Below are 19,797 nucleotides of genomic sequence, written 5' to 3'. Positions count from 1 at the left end.
CACGTTCAAGATTGCTTTGCCTGAGGCTCGATAAAGTTTTCAAATTGACATTTCAGAGAGATAGGACGCACACTCTTTAAAAACCGAGAAAACAGGTATGGTAAAATTCTGTCGGCCAGAAGCTGTTCATCTACTGATAGCACCGTTGATCGGGGTTGTCCTGGTCTTCGGCATCCTGGGCTGCATGGCTGTGGGCCTTGACACAAGAAGAGCGGCACCCCAGGCCCCGTTCAATGTCGGCTACCAGGTCCTTGATCTCAAGTACCAAAAAGCCGGGCAGACGCAAACGCTCACGGTGGCCGTCTGGTATCCGACGGCGGCGCAACCGGAACAGCACAACTACGGGGGGCCAACAAATGGGAGCGTTGCTGTCGACGCACCACCCACGGCCAAAGGCGGCCCTTTCCCTTTCCTGGTCTTCTCGAACGGTTATGGAGGTAGCGGACTCAGCGCGGTGTTCCTCACCGAAGCCCTCGCCGCTCGTGGCTGGATCGTGGCATGCCCGGACCACCATGACAAGCATTCAGCCGTTCGTATACGAACCGGCCAAAAGACGGACTTCGACCGCCTCGGTTTTCTGCACGACGCCAGGGAGATAGCAGCATCCGGTCCCGCGGACCGCGACAAATACCTCTATCGACTGGACGAGATGACACTGGTGCTGGACAGCATGTTGAGTACCGATCCGTTCGACAAACTGATCGACAGGGACCGCGTGGCCGTCGGAGGGCACTCTTTCGGAGGATTCACGGCGCTGGGGCTTGGCGGGGCCATCAAACAGCGTCATGATCCCCGCATCAAAGCTGTGTTGCTGTTCTCGACGGGAGCTGGCGGTTACCTGTTCAAAGAGGACGAGCTTGACGCCGTTCGGATTCCATCCATGCTGTTCATGGGGGAAAGAGAAAAAGACCAGTTGCGTGGCTCCAAAACGATGGCAGAGCTTTCGGCCAAAATTTATAAGCACGTATCGTCACCGAAATACCTCCTTGAGGTTAAGGGGGCTGGCCATTTTTCGTTTAACAATTGCTTTGCGGACAACCGCGGGGCAAGGCGACTGAGCGGGACTGAGAAACAGTTCGAAGTTATCCGGCGATATTCAATTGCTTTCCTGGAGAAGCACGTCGCAGGTAAAAAAGACGCCGGTCACGTGCTGGACCGGAGTGACCCACTGCTTACCCGCTATGTCAGAGAACCGGTTCCGGAGGCCTCCAAACAGGATTTGGGGTCACCGGATGAAGGAATGTGACGCACCCGGGGTATGGCGCTCCCGGGTTTGTGCGGGGAACTTTTTTACAGGGCGCCGCGTTCAAGATTGCTTCGCTGCGCTCGCAATAACCTTATGAGACAAGTACGGGCAAGCTGTCGCCTGGCCCGTGGCCTCCGTTGATTCGGTTTCGATTTCGATCCCGATAGCGGTTTCGATAACAGCTGCGGGCATGACACGGCAACCAATAAAGGAGAGAATGAATGCGTTCAATCACTGCCGCCATGGCGGCCATTTTGCTTCTGGCCGGGTGTCTGACGCCCGGGCCGTCCCGGGACGCCGGTCCCTGGACCCTGTTTCTTGATGAACAGACCGGTCTTTACGGGTACAGGGACGCCAAAGGGGAGATTAAAATCCCGGCGAAATTCATCATGGCCGGCAGCCAGGAATTTAACCATATCACTGCCGTTGTGGAACAAATCGGCGAAGATGGCTTTCAGGATTACTACCTGCTGAAAACCGGGGAAAAGGTGGGAACCGGCTGCCTGTACCTGTGGGACAACACACCGGATTGCGAATGTGAGGGAAAAATCCGGTTTCGTGACCCGGAAACGGACAGGGTCGGCTTTTTTGACGCCAACGGCCGGGTGGTGATTCCGGCGGAATACAGTGATGCCCGGCCGTTCAGGAACAATCTTGCCGTGGTACTCAAGGACGCTGTAAGGGTCTGCCCGGACGGCACCCCCTGGTCGGCGGACAGCGGCCCGTGCGAGCACTGGCAGTGGCAGAGGGGCCGGGTGCTGCTGATCGATCCGGAAAACCGCGTGGTGGTTGAAGATTTTCCGCAGACCGGCAGATTTGACTGGTTTTCACTTCGCTTTTCAGAAGCAGCGGATCCTGACCCGCTGCGGGAATCCTTCAAGGCAACAGACGGCCGGTATATCTCTTTTGTAAATTTTGAAAAAGAGTTTGCCCACTGGCTCGCGTCGGCGTTCCTGGTGTCAGACACGCCGGACGCACTGGGGCGGTGCGCGTTTGACGAAATCACGTATTGGGAAGAGGATGCCGGACAATGGCGGCAGGAAGAAAAGGACCGGTTCCTGGAAAAAGCCGGTGGCAGGATGCTTCAGGTGATCGGGCAAATCCGGAGCGGCGCCCTTGAATATGAGGTGCACAACACGCCGGGGCTGAACCCCTTCATCTTCCAGGGCGACCGGTATGCCGCTTATTTTGACACCTGCGGAAATCCCATGGACTGGAAGTACCCGGTGTTTGACCTGGTTGTCTCATACCGGGATAAGGTCGACGGCAAAATTTCCCATCAGGATGTTTTCGAATTTCTCAGGACGGTGGACGGGGTCTACCAGCTGGTCAGCGCCCCTGTGCTTGCCTCGCCCTGATCCGGAATAGCCCGACAGCCATCACCGGTCCGAATCCGCCTTTTTGCCCAGCACCACATCGTCCGGCGTATCAAACACGCCGTCCGGGCCGGGGTGCCGCAGCAGACCACCCTCTTCCCGATATTGCAGTTCCCGGCCGGTATAGTAATCCGTCAGTGCCAGGGTTTGGCCGAGCCGCCGGTTTATGGAAAGCGCCAGCAGGTCGCTCTTTATCCTGGTCGCGGCCAGCCGGTCGATGTAACGTGAAAGGTCGGGCATGGCCATGCTGTTCAAAACCCAGCCGACCATATTCCGAATGGGGGGCTTTTGGGCGTATGCCTTCATATAGGCATCAGCCTGTGACAGATCCACCGGGTGACGCCTGCCGGCTTCGATCAACCGGTCATAGTAAATTTTCATGTCCGCCAGGCTCCGGTTGGGTTTAAACCCCAGAAAATAGACCGCACGTGACAGCAGCGGATTCTGCGCCTGCGCGTCGTCTGTGTTTCCGGGCATCGGTACCGAATCCATGAGGCGGCCGGCCACCAGGCCGCGCATGGTGTTCTTCATGATCAGGTATTCCGAAATCAGGGGCCGGGCCAGGGATATCTCCTCGAATTCGATGGGGGAAAAATTCTCGTGCAGGGAGATCAGGGTCTGCCGGTCCAGGTTTTCGTTCTGCAGGGCGGTCCAGGTGGTTTCAATGGCCTGTTCAACCAGGCCGGCAAAGATCATCTTGTGAATCAGCAGGGTCGCGTTATCCAGCCCCTTGCGGGCCACCCGGTTCAGCCGGCAGAATGCCTCGGTGGCCTCCCGTGGCTGCCCGGCCGATACATTGGCCAGAAAATATTGTCCGTAAATATTCGCCGTATCCCTGAGCGGCCTGAAGCTGAGAAACGGGATTTCCGCGGTAAATGCCACGGCTTCGGGCAGGTCGCAGATCCGGTCAAACCGGTCAAGGGCGTCAATGGCGTTGCGCCGTTTTCGAATATCGTCCCAGGCCTCGGCAATATCCGGCCGGCCGTCCGGGCCGGAGGTTTCCGGTCCCTGAGACTCATCGGTATTGAAAACCGCAAGATGCTCAAAACTGCCGTTGGAAGGACAGGCCACGTCTTTTTCCGAATAATCATTCACAACTGCCGGGGCATCCGCGGCCAGCCATGTTGTGCCGACCCCCGCCATCACGACCAGGGCCGAGACAAGCAGCAAATATCCGTTGTTGCCGGCGATGCGCCCTTTTTTAAGGCCAACGGCAAGGATGACGGCGGCCAGCAGGACCAGCAGCCAGTAGCCGGCAACAGCGATGCCGGGGACAGCGCCCTGCTGAAATACCAGCGCGGTGTGGAATGTCACAACAACGGCGTGCACCAGAAAAAAAAGGCAGGCAATCCCCCACAAGATAAACCGGATCGTTTTCATGTGTCCCCCTTTTCATTAGTTTCCATCCATAAATGGCCTTTTTCCGCAATCTCTGCGTCAAACCTCGGGCTTCCTTGTGCGGCGTACAACAGTACGCCTCCGCGTCGGCCCTTGTTTTCCTTGATCTTGCGAAATCCCGCCATGGCGGGACTGGCTTGGAAACACCACACGGTGTCATCCATGTTAAATGGATAGACACTAACTAAGGAAATTACTTTTAATGTAACCGGCATGCCCTGCCCTGTCAATCAGGGGAAAGGCCCGGTATGAAAGCTGTTTTCATTATTCCAAAACCGTGCTGACTGTTATATGCTCTTTTGCCGGGTCATGCGTTCTTTTCTTTTGGGCTGACGAAACAGGAGTGGCCAATGAAAAATGGATTTGTTCTGATCCTGCTGCTGGTTATTGTGATTCTGGCATGCGTTCTGGTGCAGTTTTACCGGACCCGGCGGGCCATGGCGGAGTTTGCCGGGCAGCACGGCATGACATATACAAAATCCCGATGGAACCTGTTTGATATCGGCACCATTCAGGGCAGCACCGGCGGCGCGGATTTTTTCATGGGCGCCCTGTCGCTAAAATACAAATTCGGCCCGGTTGCATCAGAGAATTATCCTGATGAAAAATCAGTTCTCATGTACATGCCGGTAAAAGGTATGCCGGAAAAAATGGTGATCCGGAGGCGCGGCAGGGGCATCCAGGGGGGTGCCGTTGAGATGGTTTTGTCCCAAACAGGTTATTCCGTGATAAAGACCGGGGACGGGGATTTTGATGCCCGTTTTGACGTGGTGGCAACCGAAAACAGCGTGACAGACTGGCTGACAGACACCCGGCGAAAGATTTTAAAAGCGTTTCTTTCCAGGGAAAACTGTGCGGTGGCCGACGGCAGGCTCAAAATAGAGCTCACCCGTTCACTCATCAGCCGCGATGATCTTGAATCGGCGTTTGCGCATATTCGGGAATCACAGGTGCCGCTGTCCGGCCCGGATGGGTCATAAACACCCCCCATTTTGACTGACGGTAGGGGCGGCCTGCGGCCGCCCGACTGATGGGCAACCGCAGGTTGCCCCTACAAAATCGCCGTCTGGCCCGTGGCGCCCATTGGCTCGATTTCGATCCCGATCCCGATAGCGATTTCGATGACAGTGAGGATTGACGCGTTCAGGATTGCTTCGTCGCGTTGCTCCTCTCAATGACGCATGACATTACCACTTCATGCGGACCGGCACACCGCGCTGATCCAGATACTCTTTGATGCCGCCGATGGTGTGGTGGCCGTAGTGGACCATGGAGGCGATCAGGGCCGCGTCGGCCCTGCCTTCGGTCAGGGCGTCGTGCAGGTGGACGGGCTCGCCGGCCCCGCCCGAGGCAATTACCGGAATGGTGACGTTTTCGGAAATCAGGCGGGTCAGCTCAATGTCGTATCCCCGGCACACCCCGTCGGCGTCGATGGAGTTCAGGCAGATCTCGCCGGCGCCCAGGCGCTGGGCCTCCCTTGCCCACCACAGGGCGTCTATGCCCATATAGGTACGGCCCCCGTTGATCACGATCTCAAAGCCGGAAGGAATCTCTTTACGCTTTTCCACGCGCTTGACATCCATGCCCAGCACCACGCACTGGCTGCCGAACTTTTCAGCCCCTTCGGAGATAATGGCCGGGTTCTGCACGGCCGAGGAGTTGACGCTGATCTTTTCGGCCCCGGCCAGCAGGGTGTCGCGCATGTCGGTAACGGTGCGAATGCCGCCGCCCACGGAAAAGGGAATAAAGATGGTTTCCGCCACCTTTCGCACCACGTCGATCATCAGTCCCCGTTTTTCATGGGAGGCGGTGATGTCGTAAAAAACGATCTCATCGGCCCCGGCCTCGTAATAGACCTTTGCCATCTCCACGGGATCGCCGATATCCACGTTGTTTTCAAACTTGATGCCCTTGGTGGTCCGCCCGTCCCGAACATCCAGGCAGGGTATGATTCTTCGTGTTAACATGGGTTCCACCTGCAAAAATTTTCCAGAATACGAAGTCCGGCCCGGCCGCTTTTTTCCGGGTGGAACTGGGTGGCCACCAGGTTGGCAAACCCGATGACCGACGCAAAGGTCACGCCGTAGTCGGTGGTGGCAATGACCGTGGACGGATCGGCAGGGGCCGGGTAGAAACTGTGCACAAAATAGAACCGGTCCTCCGGATCAATACCGTCAAACACGGGATGGGGTGTTTGCATGGCAACCGCGTTCCACCCCATGTGGGGAATCTTGAGCCGGTCGCCGCTGCCATCTACCATGTCCAGCGCAAAGGGCAGGACCTTTCCTTTTATAATGCCCAGGCATCGGGCGTTGTTTTCGCTGCTTTCTTCCAGGATCACCTGGGTGCCCAGGCAGATGCCCATCACCGGAATACCCCGTCCCACAGCCACGGAGATAGCCGCGTCAATGCCGGACCGCTCCAGGCTTGCCATGGCGGCCCCGGCCGCGCCCACGCCGGGAAAGATCAGCCGTTCGGCAGCGGCGATCTTTTCCGGGTCCCCGGTGATCACACATTCATGGCCGGTTTTCACAAGGGCCCTGGCCACGCTGGTCAGGTTGCCGGCTTCGTAGTCAATAATCGTTATCATGTTGATTTCGCTTCTCGTTACAATGAATTCTTTCTTCTTATCGTGCTCTTCATCTTAATCTTAATCTTACTCTTACTCTTAATCTTGCTCTTGATCGTTTTTACTTTCGAGCACGAGTACGTGCACGAGCACGGGCACGAAAAAAAAGTTACACCTGTAACGATTTTGCTTCGTCCCAGAGCGCGTCCATCTCCTGAAGGGTCATCTCCTCCAGTGTTCTGCCGCTTTTGGAGGCCTCTGCTTCTATATAAATGAACCGTTTTTCAAACTTTTTCACGGTATCGGCCAGGGCGGTTTCCGGGTGCACCCGCAGAAACCGGGCCAGGTTGACAAGGGAAAACAGCAGGTCCCCCACCTCTTCGGTGACATGGGCCTTGTCGTTTTCCGCCATGGCCGCCTCCAGCTCGGCAAACTCCTCTTTTATCTTGTCCATCACCCCGGCGGTATCAGGCCAGTCAAACCCCACACGGGAGGCCCGCTCGGTGATCCGGTAGGCCCGCACCAGGGTAGGCAGGTTGCGGGGCACCGAGTCCATGAGTGACTTTTTTTCCCCGGCCCCGGCTTTTTCCCGCTGCTTGATCCGGTGCCAGCGGTTTTTCACATCCTCCACGGTTTTGGCCTCCTTGTCGCCGAACACGTGGGGATGGCGCCGGATCATTTTCTCCGCGGATATGCGGGCCACGTCCTGGAGATCAAAATCGCCCCGGCCCCGGAAGATGCTTTCCAGAAACAGAATATGAAACAAAAGGTCGCCCAGCTCTTCGCAAATCTTGGCCGGGTCCGCCTCCATGATGGCGTCAACCAGCTCGTGAACCTCCTCAACCAGGTAGACCGTCATGGAGCGGGGGGTCTGCTCCCGGTCCCAGGGGCACCCCTTGTCGCCCCGCAATGTATCGACAATCCGGGCCAGCCGTTCCATCTGCGTCTCCCTGTTGCTTTCCGGTGCTACCTGATCCATCGTTTTTTGATCTCCTGAGCCTTTGAATAGATGTTTTTGTAAAACTTTCCGGAGACCACGTCGGTCATGGAGCCGGCCATGTCCACCGCCATGCCGTGAAACCGGGAATTTTTGGCGTACGGCAGGGCCGCGCCGCCCACCCTGGTAATAAAAAAGAGCAGCACCACCACGATCAGGACGCCCTTGACCGCGCCGAAAAGGCCGCCCAGGACCCGGTCCAGCCAGCCCATCATGGTGATGCCCAGGGCATACCGGACCAGCAGGCCCAAAAGCCCCACGGCGATCACCACGCAGCAGAACACAAGGGCAAACCCGGCCATGTCGGCAAAGGCCCCCCCGGGAATAAAGGCCGGCAATTTTCCGGCCGCATGGGGATAAAAAAGATAGGCGCTGTAAAACCCGGCCAGAATGCCGATGATGGAGGAGAGCTCCCGGCTCAGGCCCCGGAAGACTCCCCGGATCAGGCACACGCACACAACGGCAATGACCACCATGTCGACTATGTTCATCAGCACAACAGCTCTTTTGAATTTAAGGCCTTAAAATTATTTTAAAAACTTGCCTTTCCGGCCTGTATCGCCCGCAGGTCCCCATGGTTTTACCACAATACGGAAAATTTGCAACAAAGCCCGGTATTCTGTATGATGTAAAAATTAAAACCGAAACGGATGGAACGGACCAGAACCAATGAAACACGCGCACACGGAAACAGACCAGCCGGTTCAGCTTGAACTGTCGGACATTCGCCTGGCCATGCAGCTGTTCGGCGAGCATGGCGGCCACCTGAAAAAGATCGCCGCCGACCTGGGGGTAAAAATCGACGCCCGGGGCAGCACGGTCTTTATCCAGGGCGACACCATTGCCGCTGACCTGGCCCGGATCGTTCTCACCCAGCTTTACACCCTGCTGGAGGCCGGCTACCCCGTTTATGTCGAGGATGTGGACCACGCGGTCCGTGCCCTGCGGGAAGACCACCGCACCGACATCAAGGACCTGTTTCTCGACACCGTATGCATGACCGCCAAAAAACGGCCCATCACGCCCCGCAGTCCCCGGCAGAAAACCTATATTGAGGCCATCCGGCGGTTTGACATCGTGTTCGGCATCGGCCCGGCCGGCACCGGCAAAACCTACCTGGCCATGGCCATGGCCGTGGCCGCGTTCAAAAAAGGGCTGGTCAACCGGATCATTCTCACCCGGCCGGCGGTGGAAGCCGGCGAGGCCCTTGGGTTTCTGCCCGGGGATCTGGCCGAAAAGATCGACCCCTACCTGCGGCCCCTGTACGACGCGCTCTACGACATGATGAGTTTTGAAAAAATCGCCGGCCTGATGGAAAAAAAGGTAATCGAAGTGGCGCCCCTGGCCTTCATGCGGGGCCGCACCCTAAACGACTCTTTTATCATTCTCGACGAGGCACAGAACACCACCACCCAGCAGATGAAGATGTTTTTGACCCGCATCGGGTTCAACTCCAAGGCGGTGATCACCGGCGACATCACCCAGATCGACCTGCCCACGGGCAAGTCCTCCGGCCTGATTGAGGCCAAGGATATCCTTACCGACATTACCGGTATCGAGTTCGTCTTTTTTTCAAAAAAGGACGTGGTGCGCCATTCGCTGGTGGAAAAGATCATCGCCGCCTATGAAGAAAAAACCGATGGTATATCCAACGGCCTGAAATAAAATCGTTTTATCTTATTCTCTCCCCCGGCGGCGGTTTTTGCTTGAAAAGTGCGCCGCTTTTCTATAAAAACCCCAAGATGTAACCCGTACGGGTATGAAGGAGCATGAAGCAGCCGTGAACTTTTCAGCAACACGATGTTTGACCGGCCTGAGATCAGACATCCCCTCCGGTCACTGCTGTTTCGCCTGACGCCATGGCCATTCCCTTTCTCACAAAAAGCCTGCTTCCCCCTGTTGACAGCCGCTCTTTCCGGTGGGGCCTGCTGATCGCCACGGCCCTGGTCTTTTCCATGACCCTGTCGCTCTCCTCTTTCAAAATCCGGGACTATGCCTACCAGCTGGGGGATGTGGCCGGCGAAGATATCAAGGCCCCCAAGGACCTGCTGATAAAGGACGCCCGGGCCACGGAAGAAAAACGGGCACAGGCCGGGGACCGCGTGCTGACGGTGTATGACCACAACGACACCCTGGCCGAACAGATCAACCGCCAGCTGGCCGTGAGCTTTGAGCTTGCCAGAAACGCCCTTCAGGGGAAAATCTCTTCTGCCGACACCTCCGCCAAGCCCGGCCATGACCTTTTGTGGGAATACAAGCCCAAGTTTGAACAGACCCTGGGCATCAGCGTGAGCAATGGGGCCTACGGCATTCTGGAAAAAGAAAAATTTTCAAAAAAAATTGAAATCCTGATCGGCCGTATTGTCACCGAGATTCTTGCCAACGGCGTGGTGGCCAACAAGGAGAACCTGCTGCGGGAACGGGAACGGGGCATTGTCCTGAGCACCATAAGCAACCAACAGGAGGAGATCGTCACCAACCTGAGGCGCTTTTACGGCCTGGACCAGGCCCAGATCATGGTCCGCGTGGTGGGTGAGCCCCTGCTGGCCGACGTGGACTACACGGTAAAGAACCTGATCGTGGATTTTGCCCAGAGACTGATTACCCCCAACATTACACTGAATACAAACAAAACCGAAAAACGCCGGCAGGATGCCCAGGCCAGCGTCAGCCAGGTGGCCTACGAGGTGAAAAAAGGGGAGATGATCCTGCGGGAGGGCCAGCGCATCAATGAGCTGGACCTGCTGAAGCTGGAGTCCCTTCGGGCGGAAGCCAAAAATCAGGACTCCCTGGCCACCTCCCTGGGGGCCGCCCTGATCGGGGCACTGGTTTTCTTCGTGGTCTATCTTCGAAACTCGGAAAGCAGCCGGCGCGGTGTGCTGGCCGACAACAAGAATCTGCTCTTTTTCGCCACCATGCTCTGCCTCTCCCTGATGGCGGCCCGGCTGGCCTTTTCCCTGGGCGAGGCAATGGCCTTCAGCGCGTCATCGCCCACCATCACGCCCCAGTCGATCCTGCTGGCCGTGCCCCTGGCCGCCAGCGCCATGATCGTCTGCCTGTTCATGAACATTGAACTCACCGCCTCCTTTGCCCTGATCCTGGCCCTGTGCACCGGCGCCATTTTCAACAACAACTTCGAGGTGGTTGTCTACTCCATTTTAAACCTGACCATGGCCGCCTTCTGGATGCAGCACTGCCGGGAACGCAAGGTCTTTATCAAGGCCGGGGCCAAGCTGGGCCTCTTTAACGTGGCGGCCATCACGGCCATCAACCTCTACCAGGGCGACCTGTCCGGTGCCGGCATGCTGACCGACTGCGGCCTGGCCTTTTTCGGCGGGTTTCTCTCCGGCGTGCTGACCGCCGGCCTGGCACCCATCATTGAAATGGTGTTTGACTACACCACGGACATCAAGCTGCTGGAGCTTTCCAACCTGGACCAGCCCCTGCTCAAGCGGCTCATGCTGGAGGCCCCGGGCACCTATCACCATTCGCTGGTCGTGGGCGCCATGGCAGAGGCCGCCGCTTCAGAGGTAGGGGCCAACCCCCTGCTGGCAAGAGTGTGCGGCTACTACCACGACATCGGCAAAATTCGAAAACCCCTCTATTTTGTTGAAAACATTCGGGACGGCAAGAACAAGCACGACAAGCTGGCCCCCTCCATGTCCGGCCTGATCCTCATGTCCCACGTCAAGGACGGGGTGGACATCGCCCGGCAGCACCGGCTGGGCAAGGCCGTGGTAGACGCCATCGAGCAGCACCACGGCACCCGGATCATCGCTTACTTCTATGAAAAAGCCAAGCGGCAGGCAGAGGAGAGCGGCAAGGAAAAAGAGATCAATGTCAATGACTTTCGATATCCCGGCCCCAAGCCCCAGACCCGGGAGGCCGGCCTGATCATGCTGGCCGACGAGATCGAGGCAGCGGCCCGGACCCTGGAGTCCCCCACCCCCTCCCGTCTCCAGGGCCTGATGCAGGACCTGATCAACCGCACCTTTTCCGACGGCCAGCTCAACGAGTGCGAGCTGACCCTCAAGGATTTAAACAACATCGCCAAGAGCTTCAACACCATTCTCTCCGGCATCTACCACCACCGTATCGAATACCCGAGCGCGGAAAACGGAAAGAAAAAAGATGGAAGTCCAGATAAGCAACCGCCAAAAAGCCCACCGCCTGCCCCCGAAACACCGGATTCTGAAAAAGACGCAGGCCGTCTTAAACGCCTTGGCCAGTCCTGATAATACCGAACTCTCCATCCTGATCACGGACGACGACGCCATTGCCGAAATGAACCAGGTCTACCTGGGCCGCACCGGCCCCACCAACGTGATTGCCTTTCCCATGCAGGAAGGAGCGTTTGCCGATCTTACCCCCGGCCTGCTGGGCGACGTGGTAATATCCGCGGATACGGCCCTTCGGGAGGCCCGGTCCATGGGCGTCTCCCTGGAGGCCCGCTTTACAGAGCTGCTGATCCATGGTATTTTGCACCTTTCCGGATACGACCACGAACAGTCCGACACCGAGGCGGAAAAAATGGAGGCAAAAACGCGGGAACTGCTGAAAATGCTGGCGAGCCTATAGTGCCCCGCATTTTTTGAGCGTCATCGTAGAAAATCAAAATTCAGGCGGCTTTGTAAAAAGTTCAAGTTCAAGGCGCGCAAATCCCGAGGAATGAGGCGTACTTGTTGTACGCCGCAGTGACGAGGGGTGCAGCGCAACGCAGAAATTGGGCTTTTTACAAAGCCGCCATAAGAGGTGATTATGACACATCTGGCCGTCAACGTAGATCACATCGCCACCCTGCGCCAGGCACGGGGCGTGGATTATCCCGACCCCGTGGCCGGGGCCGTGCTGGCCCAGCTGGCCGGTGCCCACGGCATCGTGGCCCACCTGCGGGAGGACCGGCGCCACATTCAGGACACCGACGTGGTGCGGCTCCGGGCCGCCGCCCGCCGTTTTATCCTGGAGATGGCGGTGACCCCGGAGATGGAGAAAATCGCCCTTTCGGTCAAGCCCGACCTGGTCACCCTGGTGCCGGAAAAGCGAAAAGAGCTCACCACCGAAGGGGGGCTCAACCTTGCCAGACACGGCGGGCCGGTGGCAAAAACCATTGAAACCCTGCACCGCAACGAAATTCCGGTCAGCCTGTTTATTGACCCGGACCCCGGCCAGGTGCGCCGTTCCCATGATGCAGGGGCCATGGCCGTGGAGATTCACACCGGCGCCTTTTGCGAGGCCGCCACCGAAAAAATCCGTCAAAAAGAGTTTGACCGGATTCGAAAGGCCGTGGAAGTGGCCCGCAACCTTGGGCTGATTGTCAATGCCGGGCACGGGCTCTGTTACACCACCATTGAATGGATGGTCACCTTAAAGGAGATCGACGAATTCAGCATCGGCCACAGCATCGTCTCCCGGGCCGCCCTGGTGGGGATGGACCGGGCCGTCCGCGATATGCTGGCCCTTATCTCATGAAATTTTTCGACATAAGAATATAGATGTTAATTTATTGGGAAACGTCTATAAAACTTCCAAGACATAAAATGTCACAGGCGACTTAAGGAATTTTGTGCCAATTGTATGTCGAAAAAATTCACCCTTCGGGCGAGCCGCCTTGGCCGCAGCTGCTGTGTTGCGGCATACTCGCGGTAGGCCGGCTACAGCTTCGCATGCCGCGCCTTGCATCTGCGGCCAAATCGACTCGTGAGATATCTAGAACAATTGAGTACAATATCATCGAAATCGGGATCGCTATCGGGATCGGGATCGATCAATACTGACGGCAAAATATAAAATGACCTCATCAAGTGCTGACATGCGTTTTACAAAGGACCGTTCGTTCCTCGTGGCCTGTGAACCGTAGAGTTGTATCGCTATCGATACCGATACCGATCCCGATAGCGATTTCGATTTAAAGGGGAGACTGAAATGTACCTTGTGTGCGCCGACGAGATGCGGCAGATGGACCGCACCACCATCGAAGCCTTCGGCATTCCCGGCCGGGTGCTGATGGAAAACGCGGGGCGGAGTGCCACCGGCTGGCTGCTTGACACCATTCCCGACGCCCTTGAAAGACGCATTGCCGTGATCGCGGGCCGTGGCAACAACGGCGGCGACGGGTTTGTCATGGCCCGGTACCTGGCCCAGCGGGGGGCCGAGGTCACGGTATTTCTGCTGGCCGAAGAGAGCAAGGTGTCCGGCGACGCCAAAGCCAACCTGGACCTGCTTTCCGCATTGAATGTGCCGGTAATCTGCATTCCAGAAGAAAAAAGCTTTGCCAGAAAAAAAACGGCCCTCTCCCACCAGCACCTGTTTATCGACGCCCTTCTGGGAACGGGCCTGAAATTTGAAGTCAAGGGGCTGTTTGCAAAGGCCATTGATTTTATGAACCGGTCAGGGCGGCCCGTCTTTGCCGTGGACATGCCCTCCGGCCTGGATTCAGACACCGGGCAGCCCAGAGGCACCTGCGTAAAAGCCGCGGCCACAGCCACTTTCGGTTTTGCCAAGCCAGGGCAGGTGCTGTTTCCCGGCGCCGCATTCACCGGAAAGCTGGGCGTGGTGGATATCGGCATTCCGCCATTCGTGGCCGATGAGGCCGACTCCCGGCGATGGTTGCTTACACCGGCCATGGCCGCCGGTTACCTTCGGCCCCGCGAGCCGGACGCCCACAAGGGAAGCGCCGGCCATCTGCTGGCAGTGGCCGGGTCCGCCGGAAAAACCGGGGCCGCGGCCATGGTCGGCATTGCCGCCATGCGGTCCGGCGCCGGCCTTGTAACCCTGGCCGTGCCCGCCGGCATCAACGCGATTGTGGAGACCCTGGCAACAGAAGTGATGACCCTGCCGGTAGGAGATACGGATTGCCGAAAGTTTGACGAAACATGTATGGATTCGATCCTCGAACAAACAACCGGCAAAAAGGCTCTGGCCATAGGTCCTGGTATGGGAACCGGGCAGGCTGCCAGAAACCTGCTGCGCGGTCTGATGGAAAAAAGCGACGCGCCCATGGTCATCGACGCCGACGGTCTCACCTGCCTGGCCGACGATCCGGACTTGCTCTCTTTTAGCCGGGACCGGGCGGTGTTCACCCCCCACCCCGGCGAAATGGCCCGGCTCTGCGGTATGACCGTCGCCCAGGTGCAAAACGACAGGATCCGGTGCGCCCAGGACTTTGCCCGGACCCACCACGTCCACCTGGTTCTCAAGGGGGCGGGTACGGTCATCGCCCATCCCGACGGCACGGTGTTTGTCAACCGCACCGGCAACCCGGGAATGGCCTCCGGCGGCATGGGAGACGTGCTGACCGGCGTCATTGCGGGCCTGTTCTGCCAGGGATATGAGACAGGGATTGCGGCCCGGCTGGGCGTTTTTCTTCACGGCCTGGCCGGAGACATCGCGGGAGAAGAGACCGGGAAAACCGGACTGCTGGCCTCCGATGTGTCGTTCACCCTGCCCCGGGCCCTTCAAACCCTTGAAAGCAAGGACCATGACCGGTTTGTCGACTGTTTTCCGACACAGATCAAGCTCGCCTGAAGAGACCCAGGCCCTGGCCGAACGAATCGGCCGGCTCTGCGCGACCGGCGCCGTCATCGCCCTGACCGGTGACCTGGGCAGCGGCAAGACCGCCTTTGTCCAGGGCCTGGCCAGGGGCATGGGGGTTTCTGCTGCCTGTCCGGTCACCAGCCCCAGCTATACCCTGGTCAACCAGTATTCCGGCACCGGCGGCCAAACCCTCTGCCACATCGATCTTTACCGCCTGGTCCACCCGGACCAGATCGAGGACCTGGGCACGGACGAACTGATGGATGGGGACCATGTGACGGCCATTGAGTGGGCCCACAAATTCGGACCGGATTTATGGAAGGAAGATATTGACATCACCCTTGATATCGTGGAAGATACCGTGCGCGATATTTGCGTGGCCCCCCGCACGGCAAAGGGGGAAGCGCTGGTCGAACAGCTGATTCAGATGAACTCATAAAAAACGATTTCGAAAGGCAACGGGCTTTTTACAAAGCCATCCGGAGGGAAAAAATGGGCCTTGTGGTTCAAAAGTTCGGCGGCACATCGGTCGCCGACATCGAAAAAATCCGCAACGTGGCCAACCGGGTCATCCGCACCGCCACCGCGGGCAACCGGGTCGTGGTGGTGCTGTCGGCCATGGCCGGTATCACCGACAGCCTGATCAACCTGGCCAACCAGGCCGCCGAAGATCCGGACGGCAGGGAACTGGATTCCCTTCTCTCCACCGGCGAGCAGACCACGGTGGCCCTTCTGGCCATGATGCTCACCGACATGGGGTACAAGGCCCGGTCCCTGCTGGGGTTCCAGGCGGGAATCCGCACCAATGCGGCGGCCACCAAGGCCCGAATCATCAGCATCGACGCGGAAAAAATCCGCACACTGCTGGCCGGCGGCTATATCGTGGTGGTGGCCGGGTTCCAGGGCATCGACGATGACGGCAACATCACCACCCTGGGCCGGGGCGGGTCCGACACCTCGGCCGTGGCCCTGGCCGCCGCCATCAAGGCCGACGTGTGCGAAATCTACACCGACGTGGACGGGGTCTACACCACCGATCCCTCCATCTGTGAAAAGGCCAGAAAACTTTCCCGGATTTCCTACGACGAAATGCTGGAGATGGCCAGCCTGGGCGCCAAGGTGCTCCAGATCCGGTCGGTGGAGTTTGCAAAAAAATACAACGTGCCTGTTCACGTAAGAACATCTTTTGGCGAGGAGGAAGGAACCATGGTGCTGCAAGAAGACACCGGCATGGAAGAACTGGTCATCTCCGGGGTAACCTGCTCAAAGGGCGAGGCCCGGATCACATTCAAAAAGGTGGCGGATGTGCCGGGCGTGGCATCCGAAATTTTTGGCCCCATCGCCGAGGCCCGCATCCTGGTGGACATGATCATTCAGAACACCCGGGCCGGGGGCCAGACCGACCTGACATTCACCGTTCCCAGGGGGGACTATAAAAAAGCCCTGGCCATTGCCCAGGAAACCGGCAAGGCCATCGGCGCCGAAGAGGTGATGGGCGCGGAAAACCTGGCCAAGGTGTCGATCATCGGCGTGGGCATGAAAAACCACTCCGGCGTTGCTTCCACCATGTTCTCCACCCTGGCCGCCGAGGGCATCAACATTCAGATGATCAGCACCTCGGAAATCCGCATCTCCTGCGTGGTGGAAGAAAAATACGCCGAACTGGCCGTGCGCGTGCTGCACACCGCCTTTGGCCTGGATAAAAAAGAGTAGCGCACAACCCGTTTTCCCCTTTTCCGGGAACAGGTGCGGCAGCCCCGGAATGACACGACAGGGACAAAAGCCTTTTGTCCCTGTCGCTTTTTGATACCTTTCCTGCCACACAGGGGGTGCCCATGAAAAAAGCCTTGTCCTTCGTCTGTATTGCCCTGGCTGTGTTTTTCTGCCAGACGGCAACCCCCGACGCTTCCGACAGGCCGGTTATCTATGCCCAGGCCGGCAACAGCTCGGGCGTTGACAGGGTTATTTTTTCTCCAAACGGAGACTATCTGGTCTCCCTCTGCTTTCCCGGAAGTGCCGTGGTCTGGGAAACCGCATCGGGCCGCACCTACGGAGAGTTTCCGACAGACGCCGATGTTCCACCGGAACTTTCCGGCGTTATGGGCTTCAAAAACTTCGGGGAGGTTTACAGCCTTGCCGACGCCCGGACCACGAGCACCGACACCGGCCGAATCACTCATTCCGATGACACGCGGCTGATGGCCGAAATCCCCAACAACAGCTGCTCCACCATCCTTCTCCGGGACGCAAAAACCGGCGCGGTTTTACACACTCTGGGCTTTCTCCGGGACACCTTTCACCAGATGGCCTTTTCCGAAGACCGGTCCGTTTTTTACACTCACTCCGGGTTCAGTGACCTGACGGTATGGGACCCCCGGGCCGGTGAGCTGAAACAAAAAGACCCGGATGTTGACCTGCTGGACGACAACCGCTTTCTCTGTGCAGTGGCCAAAGAGACCGAGGGCTTCTGTTTTCTTTCTAAAAAAACCACCGCCTTTTTCCGCATCACCGACACCCTCACCGGCCGGGAGACCAGAATTCCCTGGGACGATATGCCGCACGGCCGTATATTCGGCCTCTCGCCGGACATGACCCGCGTGCTGATGGGCATCTTTGACGACAGCCGCCACTACCGGTTGCTGGACGTGGCAACGGCCCAACCGCTTTTTGATTTTCACGCGGAAAGCGACAACCAGATTGAGTGGGACATGGGCCGGTTCGCCTTTTCGCCGGACAGCCGTCATATCGCCTTCAAGGCGAATGAAATCGACAAAGAGACCGGAAAGCACAGAAACACGCTTCATCTTTATGACACAAACAGCGGAGCAAAAGTCCGCACTTTTACCGTCCCTGCCCCTTCCACCATCATTTACAGCTTCGCCTTTGATCCTTCCGGCAAGGCCCTTCTGGTTGCCGACGCCACCACCATCTACCGGGTGAACATCACGGATGGGGCCGTTGTTCAAACCTTTGCCACGGAAAACGAAAAAACCCCCTGGTGGGCCTCGATTGTCAGCAACATCTGCATGTCTGACGACGGCCGACGAATAGCGGCCGGTGACGCCGTGGGTGTCGTCCACGTCTGGGAGACCGGCGGCGGCACAAAAACCGCCACCCTGCCCACCGCGGCAGACGGCTCCTATTGTGTTGTCCTGGCGCCGGACAAAAACCGGGTATGGTCCACCGGAAAGGATGATGGCACCATCTATCTTACCGACATCGCCACCGGGGAAAACGTGGCCCGTTTCATCAGCTTTCGGGACGGCGGATGGATTGTCATCACCCCGCAAGGCTATTACAATGCCTCGGCCAACGGCGAAAAATATCTCAATGTCCGCATCGGCACCTCCATCTACGACATTGGAAACTACCGGGAGGCCTTTTTTCGGCCCGACCTGGTAAAAGTGGCGCTTCAAGGCGGTTCCCTGAAACACCTCCGCACCGTGGCCGACACGCCGCCGGCACCGGCGGTGACCATTGTCAACGCCCCGGTGAAAACCGACCGGGAGGAGATTGCCGTAACTGTCCGAATCACGGACCAGGGCGGTGGTATCGGCGATATCCGCATCTTTCTCAACGACAGCGCCGTTGTATCGGACAGCAGCCGGGGCATCGCCCTGACGCCCGTGGCCGATGAAAAATCGGTAATTAAAACCTATACCCTGCGCCTGGTGCCAGGTGTCAACATACTGCGGGCCACGGCATTCAACAGCGACAACACCATGCAGAGCAACGCGGCCCTGCATACAGTGACCGCCGGATTTGAAACCGGCCGCAAGCCGGCCCTCCACGCCGTGGTGGTGGGTATCAACACCTATAAAAACCCTCAACTCACCTTGAAATACGCGGTGCCCGACGCCCGGCTCTTTGCCGACACCTTGAAGTCCGTGGGAACCGGGCTGTTTGAAACCGTTTCCGTGGACCTGCTCACAACGCCGGAAGCCACCACGAAAACAACCATCCAGCGGCGTCTGGAAGCAATGCGGCAGCAGGTACGGCCCGACGACGTTTTTGTCTTCTACGTGGCCAGCCACGGCATGGTGGAGGAGGGCACCTATTTCCTGGTCACATCCAACGTGGGGTCCCTGCGCACGGAGCGACTGCGCGATGATGCCCTGCCCCAGGACCTGCTCAAAGGGCTGATCGCCAATATTCCTTCCACCAAGAAGCTGGTGGTCATCGATACCTGCAACGCCGGCCGGCTGGGCGAGGCCCTTCAGGCGGCCCTGCTGACCCGGGGCATGAGTGAAGACACGGCCATGAAGATCCTGAGCAGGGCCGTGGGCTCCACTATTCTTTCGGCCTCCACCTCCATGCAGGAGGCCCTGGAGGGGTACAACGACCACGGCCTCTTCACCTACATCCTGGTGCAGGGGTTAAAAGGAAAAGCGGACATCGGCAACACCGGCTTTGTCAAAACCACGGCCCTGGCTGATTACGTGGACACCGAGGTACCCCTGGCCGCGGAAAAAACCTTTCAGCGGCCCCAGTATCCCACCATCTCCATCAGTGGCCAGCCCTTTCCCATCGGCCGGGTGAAATAACCTGAACGCCCCGGACCGGCTTTCCCGAATTTCCCGGCGCTGGCTTTTGCGGCAGTGCGTTTCTGTCTTGACACGAGCCCGCCGCCTGCATAACATCAGTAAAAATCTTCTTTCTTACACTACAGCTTTTCGGA

At 58.1% G+C, this 19,797-nt stretch carries 16 protein-coding genes; 11 read left to right on the top strand and 5 right to left on the bottom strand.

The annotated features are described in order from the left end of the window. Positions 1–97 precede the first annotated feature (97 nt). Positions 98–1,246, top strand: coding sequence for an alpha/beta hydrolase family protein (locus DOLE_RS04060; protein WP_012174215.1), 1,149 nt, complete (start codon positions 98–100; stop codon positions 1,244–1,246). A 221-nt stretch (positions 1,247–1,467) separates the two neighbouring features. Beyond that, on the top strand, positions 1,468–2,604 hold the full coding sequence (locus DOLE_RS04055) for a WG repeat-containing protein (RefSeq protein ID WP_012174214.1): 1,137 nt from the start codon (positions 1,468–1,470) through the stop codon (positions 2,602–2,604). A 21-nt stretch (positions 2,605–2,625) separates the two neighbouring features. On the opposite strand, the gene DOLE_RS04050 is transcribed toward DOLE_RS04055, so the two are convergent. Next, positions 2,626–4,002 (bottom strand): hypothetical protein, encoded by a 1,377-nt coding sequence (locus DOLE_RS04050; protein ID WP_012174213.1) that lies wholly within the window; start codon positions 4,000–4,002, stop codon positions 2,626–2,628. A gap of 368 nt (positions 4,003–4,370) precedes the next feature. Here DOLE_RS04050 and DOLE_RS04040 point away from each other — a divergent pair, with 368 nt between their 5' ends. Beyond that, on the top strand, positions 4,371–5,000 hold the full coding sequence (locus DOLE_RS04040) for a hypothetical protein (protein ID WP_012174212.1): 630 nt from the start codon (positions 4,371–4,373) through the stop codon (positions 4,998–5,000). Between the two features lie 207 nt (positions 5,001–5,207). Here DOLE_RS04040 and hisF read toward each other — a convergent pair whose 3' ends face one another. The 4 genes from hisF to DOLE_RS04020 form a co-directional block, all read right to left on the bottom strand. Next, positions 5,208–5,987 (bottom strand): imidazole glycerol phosphate synthase subunit HisF, encoded by a 780-nt coding sequence (gene hisF, locus DOLE_RS04035; RefSeq protein WP_012174211.1) that lies wholly within the window; start codon positions 5,985–5,987, stop codon positions 5,208–5,210. After that, on the bottom strand, positions 5,981–6,610 hold the full coding sequence (gene hisH / locus DOLE_RS04030; protein WP_012174210.1) for an imidazole glycerol phosphate synthase subunit HisH: 630 nt from the start codon (positions 6,608–6,610) through the stop codon (positions 5,981–5,983). Before hisH ends, hisF begins: the two co-directional genes overlap by 7 nt. A gap of 148 nt (positions 6,611–6,758) precedes the next feature. Further along, a complete protein-coding gene (gene mazG, locus DOLE_RS04025) occupies positions 6,759–7,568 on the bottom strand; it encodes a nucleoside triphosphate pyrophosphohydrolase (RefSeq protein WP_012174209.1) in 810 nt (269 codons plus the stop codon). After that, positions 7,556–8,077, bottom strand: a complete 522-nt coding sequence (locus tag DOLE_RS04020) for a CvpA family protein (protein WP_012174208.1) — start codon at positions 8,075–8,077, stop codon at positions 7,556–7,558. The genes mazG and DOLE_RS04020 overlap by 13 nt, the downstream gene beginning before the upstream one ends. 178 nt (positions 8,078–8,255) lie before the next feature. Between DOLE_RS04020 and DOLE_RS04015 the strand changes: the two genes are divergently transcribed. From DOLE_RS04015 to DOLE_RS16995, 8 genes are all read left to right on the top strand, one after another. Then, a complete protein-coding gene (locus tag DOLE_RS04015) occupies positions 8,256–9,251 on the top strand; it encodes a PhoH family protein (protein ID WP_012174207.1) in 996 nt (331 codons plus the stop codon). A gap of 194 nt (positions 9,252–9,445) precedes the next feature. Continuing rightward, on the top strand, positions 9,446–11,821 hold the full coding sequence (locus DOLE_RS04010) for an HD family phosphohydrolase (protein ID WP_012174206.1): 2,376 nt from the start codon (positions 9,446–9,448) through the stop codon (positions 11,819–11,821). Further along, positions 11,808–12,164: an rRNA maturation RNase YbeY gene (gene ybeY, locus DOLE_RS04005; RefSeq protein WP_041280340.1), complete on the top strand. Its 357-nt coding sequence runs from the start codon at positions 11,808–11,810 to the stop codon at positions 12,162–12,164. The genes DOLE_RS04010 and ybeY overlap by 14 nt, the downstream gene beginning before the upstream one ends. A 180-nt stretch (positions 12,165–12,344) precedes the next feature. Further along, a complete protein-coding gene (locus tag DOLE_RS04000; RefSeq protein ID WP_012174204.1) occupies positions 12,345–13,055 on the top strand; it encodes a pyridoxine 5'-phosphate synthase in 711 nt (236 codons plus the stop codon). 453 nt (positions 13,056–13,508) lie between these two features. Beyond that, positions 13,509–15,110 (top strand): bifunctional ADP-dependent NAD(P)H-hydrate dehydratase/NAD(P)H-hydrate epimerase, encoded by a 1,602-nt coding sequence (locus DOLE_RS03990; protein ID WP_012174203.1) that lies wholly within the window; start codon positions 13,509–13,511, stop codon positions 15,108–15,110. Next, positions 15,073–15,558, top strand: coding sequence for a tRNA (adenosine(37)-N6)-threonylcarbamoyltransferase complex ATPase subunit type 1 TsaE (tsaE, locus tag DOLE_RS03985; protein WP_167320834.1), 486 nt, complete (start codon positions 15,073–15,075; stop codon positions 15,556–15,558). The genes DOLE_RS03990 and tsaE overlap by 38 nt, the downstream gene beginning before the upstream one ends. Positions 15,559–15,611: 53 nt before the next feature. Next, a complete protein-coding gene (locus tag DOLE_RS03980; protein WP_012174201.1) occupies positions 15,612–16,832 on the top strand; it encodes an aspartate kinase in 1,221 nt (406 codons plus the stop codon). Positions 16,833–16,954: 122 nt separating this feature from the next. Beyond that, positions 16,955–19,663: a caspase family protein gene (locus DOLE_RS16995; RefSeq protein WP_012174200.1), complete on the top strand. Its 2,709-nt coding sequence runs from the start codon at positions 16,955–16,957 to the stop codon at positions 19,661–19,663. The last annotated feature ends 134 nt before the right edge of the window (positions 19,664–19,797 follow it).

The sequence above is a fragment of the Desulfosudis oleivorans Hxd3 genome (assembly GCF_000018405.1).
GTDB classification, from domain to species: domain Bacteria; phylum Desulfobacterota; class Desulfobacteria; order Desulfobacterales; family Desulfosudaceae; genus Desulfosudis; species Desulfosudis oleivorans.
This window is presented reverse-complemented; position numbering and strand designations above follow the sequence as displayed.